Raw genomic sequence first — 4,871 nt, 5'->3', positions numbered from 1 at the left:
CATGGCTGGCCCCCTGGACTGCCAGCGGACAGAAGGCGTGCCGCGTCGGCGCCACTGAGCGGCCGGCCGGTGTAGAAGCCCTGGACTTCTTCACAGCCTTCCGAGCGCACGCGCGAGAGTTGATCTTCGGTTTCCACGCCTTCGGCGGTCGTCGGGACACCAAGACCTCGGCCCAAGGCCGTCACCGCTCGCACGATGGCGGCCGAATCAGGATCCTCGGCCATCCGTTGGATGAAAGACTTGTCGATTTTCAGCCGATCGAATGGGAATTTCTGCAGATAGCTGAGCGACGAGTAGCCTGTCCCGAAGTCATCCATCGCAATGCGCACCCCCATGTCCCGCATAGCGTGGAGCGCGCCGACGACCTGCGCGGTGTCGTGCAACAACGCTGCTTCGGTAATCTCGACCTCAAGGCGTCGCGGATCGAGCCCGCTGTCCGCCAGTGCGCTGCGCACAGTATCCACCAGGCCGCCGCGCCGAAACTGGACTGGCGAAATGTTTACGGCCACCCCGATGGGGTCTGGCCACGTCGCAGCTTGACGGCAAGCGGTGCGCAACACCCACTCCCCAATCGGCGCGATCAGACCCACCTCTTCGGCCAAAGGCACGAATTCGGCCGCCGTCAACTGCCCGCGTTCAGGATGATTCCAACGCAGCAGGGCCTCAAAACCCGTGACCGTCCGCGTCTCCACCGTGAATTGTGGCTGGTAGGCCAGTTCGAACCGCCGCAGCGCGATCGCTTGGCGCAATTCCACTTCCAGTTTGCGCCGCTGCTGTAGGGCGGCGTCCATCCCGGGCTCGAAGAAACGGAACATCCCGCGTCCCTCCGCCTTGGCTCGATAGAGCGCCATATCCGCCTTGCGCAGCAGCAAGTCAGCGTCGGCCCCGTCGTCGGGCGCGATGGCTACGCCGATACTCACGCCGATATCGACGGTATGGCCATCAACCAAATAGGTCCGGCCAACGAGGTCGGTCAGACGCCTGCACAAGGCCTCCGCCGCCTCAGGTTGGAGTGCCCCGCGCTGCACAACAACAAACTCGTCGCCTCCCATCCGCGCCACCGTATCGCCCTCGCGTACTGCGCTTCGCAGACGCTGGGCGACCTTGCGCAAGAGGCTGTCTCCTGTCGGATGGCCGAGCGTATCGTTGACCGCTTTGAAGCGGTCAAGATCCAGGCAAAGGACAGCTACCGCTTCGGCTGCGCTGGCGCTTCCTATGGCCGCCTCCAGGCTGGCAGCGAGGCCGACCCGATCGACGAGCCCGGTCAGGGCGTCCAGGCGACCTTCAAGCACCTTGTATTCGCCGGAGCCCTCCGCGCCGGGCCAAGTCCTTAAAACCTGTTCCGCTGCGGTGTTGGCGTAAGCCACGCGTCCATCGGGCGCGAGTAGCAACGCAGGGTCGGCTAGACCTGCCAAAACCTCAACCGCTTCGGGCGGGGGTGGGTCAACGATGGTGGTCGTCTCGGACATTCCACAGCATGCCATACAGGGTGCTGCCGACTCGTAAATGGCGGACGCACCCTTCCGCCCTCCCAACCGCAGAAGGTCTCGCAAACTCGGCGCTAGTGAAGCTCAGATATCCAGCCGCTCCTGGTCGTGGGCACCGCCCGTTTCGCGGCGCTGCGAAGGGAGCTAATCCCCTACCGGTCAGCCTCCTTCCGGTCGGTCTTGGCAGCGCTCATCTCTAGCACGTGGAGGCCGGTGCATCTCTCAATCAGCCGCGCGGCTCCAAACCCGGCGAGCCGGCTCGCCGCGCTTCGATGCGCAAGGTAAAGAGCTGGGTCCTGGGCGCCCCGCTTACTGCAAACCTGACCCTCGAAGGTCCTCCGCGCCACTGACACGCGAACGTACCGAGGTCGTCAGCCGCCTAAGCCAATCTCGTTCCTAGGGTCAATCCCGCCGTCCCGACTGACGGTTAGGTGAGTGAGCGCAGGACAAGGCCCACTTTGGACCTTTTGATCTGCAAGAAATAGCCTCCCCCGACGAGGTCGAGGGAGGCTGCTCAGCCCGAGACTTGGGCCTACTTCGCGCCTGCGGGGGGGGACCCTGCGCGAGATTTCATCACGTCGGCAAGCGTATTGCCGGTCGTCTTGATCGACTTGGGAGCCTTTGGTTTCTTCGGCTCTCGATTGCCGCTTCGGTTCTTTTTCGCCACGTCTGAATTCCTGATGCGAACGCAGGTCCACGCGTTGCGCCCTAGGCGTGATGCGCCAGGAGCCCAACCTCGCGAGACCGATACGATCGATGAAACTGAAAGATGGGCGATGGCACGCTGCACGCGTGACCGCACCCTACTCGTCCCCGGCCCGGCCCGCGCAATAACGCCGACGCCAGACCAGGGCTAAGAGCCTGGGAGCAGGCAGACGGGACGGCGCGCGCCCCTGAAACCCTTTTGGATCAACATATTCAGACTCTTGGCCAACCACCATTGGAAGTCAAATCGCCGGCCCTCACCCGCGAATTTCGAGAACCTTGACGCTGCGGGGCTTGCCCTGAATCTCCCACGCGAAGACGTCATCGACGCTCAAACCGAGCAAGGCTGCGCCGACCGGCGCCATCAGCGAGATGCAGTCCTCCTGCGACTGGATATCGACAGGCATCAGCAAGCGACCCGTTCGCACGCCCGGCCGCTGCAAGTCTCGGTAGGTGACCCGCGATCCGATCTTCACGAACGGCGCCTGGGCTTTCGGATCAACCACGGTCAGGCGAGCGATTTCAGCCGTTAGCAACACCGGTCCTGGTGAAGTCGAGACCTCCAACGTCTTTTGGAGCGCCACGAGCACTTGGTGGTCGTCGCTGGAGGCGAAGACTGGGGGTATGTGCGTAGACATGGGTCGAGAACTCCATTGGCGGATGGGAGATAGTCGGGCATCAAAGCCCGACGAGCGTCAGGACGAAGGCTGCGATCAGAACTACGGCCGCGCAGAGCACCGCCATGAGCGTCACCCCCTGCAGCCCTAGCCGCCAGGCGTGCGGCCTTTGCCAACCGCTTCTCATGTAGGCGATAGGGCGAGGTTCGCCGGCCTCGCTCCCGACGATGTTGTGCTTGCTAAAGCGCCTAGCCATCCTGAGATCAGCCGACGAAGGCCCCGCGCCCGCTCACGCCTCGACGTCCAAGACCTTGATGACCCGCAATCGACCGTCAGCGTCCGCCCAGCGGAAGATCGCCCCCGCCGACAGGCCGATCAGAGCCGCGCCGATGGGCGACAGCACAGAGACCCAGTTTCCATCGGCGTCAGCATCCTCGGGGCGCACGACGCGAACGCCGCGCTCGCGTTTCGTGCTCAAATCGCGGTAACTGACACGGCTGCCCAAGCGGACGAAACGCTCCGCCAGTTCATCAGCAACGATCTTCAGGCGAGCAAACTCCTCCTTGAACAAGTCTGCGCCAGGCGCTTCGGTACCGGCCATCTGAACCAGCGAACGCAGCCGTGCGAGATCGGTCGCGGTGGCCTGAACCTGCGGCCGACTGAACATGGTGTCGTTTAGAGCGGACATGAAAAACCTTTCAATCAGAGAGAGCCAGGCTTGAGCCGGCTCCGCGCGTCGGGTCCCGGGTCGCCACGACCCAGCAGGCGGGAGGCAAGGCGCAGAAAAGCGCCGATCACAGGGATCGCGCGACGCTATCAATGTCAGGAAGCACGAACCTCAGCCCCGCGCCGCAAGGCGCTTGCTGATCGTCCGTCCGGCACAGATTTTCCCCGAACCGCCCGACGATACGGGCGATGGTCCGGGGCTAGGACTCTTTGATAGAGCCGCAATCCTGTCGCTGGCGCGAATACATGATCAGAAGGTTCATAGCCGCTACAGGGTCGCCCACCTGGCCCGCAGTGTCAAATCGCGCCGGTTGCTGAGACATGGTCTGGCGGTTCAAGACTTCAAGGTCACGACCCGCAGATAGGGTTTCAAGGCGTTCCAGCCCTGTGGGAACCTGGCCCTCGCCGCTTCGTCGGAAAGGCTCGGCGGAATAATGACGTCGTCCCCGGGCTCCCAGTTGACCGGGGTCGCGACCTGCTCGGCGTCGGTGATCTGGAGACTGTCGATCGCGCGGAGGATTTCGGCGAAGTTGCGCCCCGTGCTGGGCGGATAGGTCAAGATCAGCCGGATCTTTCGGTCGGGGCTGATGACGAAAACCGCCCGTACAGTGACCGCGGGGTCAGCCGCCGGGTGGATCATGTCATAGAGGCTCGAGATCCTCCGATCGGCGTCGGCGATCATCGGGAAGTTCAAGGCGTGCCCCTGGGTTTCAGCAATGTCTTTGGCCCAGGCGCCGTGGGCGTCCACCGCATCGACGGACAAGCCGATCGGCTTGACGTTGCGCCTGTCCCATTCGGGTTTCAGGCGCGCGACCTCGCCCAGCTCCGTCGTACAGACCGGCGTGAAATCCTTCGGATGACTGAAAAGCAGCCCCCAGGAACTTCCCAGCCATTCGTGGAAACGGATCGGCCCTTCGGTCGTATCCTGTTCGAAATCGGGGGCGGTCTGACCCAATTGCAACGACATGAACTTCTCCTTGAAGGTTGGCTCCCGGGCCACGGAACATCACCCGGCCGCCCCCCGGGATTGGGCGACGGGCGCCCGCACTGGCCGCAACCGCGTCTTACGGATGAGGTCTTCGTATTGATGGCTCACGAGATGCGACTGGATCGCCGTGACGGTGTCCATGGTCACGCTCACCACGATCAAGATCGAGGTGCCGCCGAGATAGAACGGGATGCCGTAGTAGCCGATCAGGATCTCGGGCAGCAGGCAGACGAGGGTGATGTAGAGCGCCCCAATCGCCGTCACCCGCACGATCACGTAGCTCAGATACTCGGCCGTGCGCCTGCCCGGCCGGATGCCCGGCAGGAAGCCGCCGTACTTGCGCAGGTT

The 4,871-nt window shown here is 63.5% G+C and carries 4 protein-coding genes and 1 pseudogene; all 5 read right to left on the bottom strand.

All coding sequences use genetic code 11. The features are described from left to right. Positions 1 to 1,469: bifunctional diguanylate cyclase/phosphodiesterase (locus tag Q7T84_RS00120; protein ID WP_304805532.1), on the bottom strand; the 1,469-nt coding region annotated here is incomplete at its 3' end. Positions 1,470 to 2,449: 980 nt separating this feature from the next. Continuing rightward, positions 2,450 to 2,830: a GreA/GreB family elongation factor gene (locus Q7T84_RS00115; RefSeq protein WP_304805531.1), complete on the bottom strand. Its 381-nt coding sequence runs from the start codon at positions 2,828 to 2,830 to the stop codon at positions 2,450 to 2,452. Positions 2,831 to 3,098: 268 nt separating this feature from the next. Next, positions 3,099 to 3,476: a GreA/GreB family elongation factor gene (locus Q7T84_RS00110; RefSeq protein WP_304805530.1), complete on the bottom strand. Its 378-nt coding sequence runs from the start codon at positions 3,474 to 3,476 to the stop codon at positions 3,099 to 3,101. Between the two features lie 393 nt (positions 3,477 to 3,869). Then, entirely contained in the window at positions 3,870 to 4,502 is a 633-nt protein-coding gene (locus Q7T84_RS00105) for a peroxiredoxin (protein ID WP_304805529.1), read from the bottom strand. Positions 4,503 to 4,541: 39 nt separating this feature from the next. After that, a pseudogene (locus tag Q7T84_RS00100) lies at positions 4,542 to 4,871 on the bottom strand (preprotein translocase subunit SecY); the annotation flags it as partial.

Source organism: Phenylobacterium sp., from assembly GCF_030654915.1.
In the GTDB taxonomy this organism is placed as follows: Bacteria; Pseudomonadota; Alphaproteobacteria; order Caulobacterales; family Caulobacteraceae; genus Phenylobacterium.
The sequence above is the reverse complement of the archived record's forward strand: the minus strand, read 5'-3'. Positions and strand labels throughout refer to the sequence as shown.

Bases quoted from the DNA above. Each gene is read 5' to 3' on its own strand.
- Q7T84_RS00105 (WP_304805529.1), bottom strand. From the start codon at position 4,502: ATGTCGTTGCAATTGGGTCAGACCGCCCCCGATTTCGAACAGGATACG.
- Q7T84_RS00110 (WP_304805530.1), bottom strand. From the start codon at position 3,476: ATGTTCAGTCGGCCGCAGGTTCAGGCCACCGCGACCGATCTCGCACGG.
- Q7T84_RS00115 (WP_304805531.1), bottom strand. From the start codon at position 2,830: ATGTCTACGCACATACCCCCAGTCTTCGCCTCCAGCGACGACCACCAA.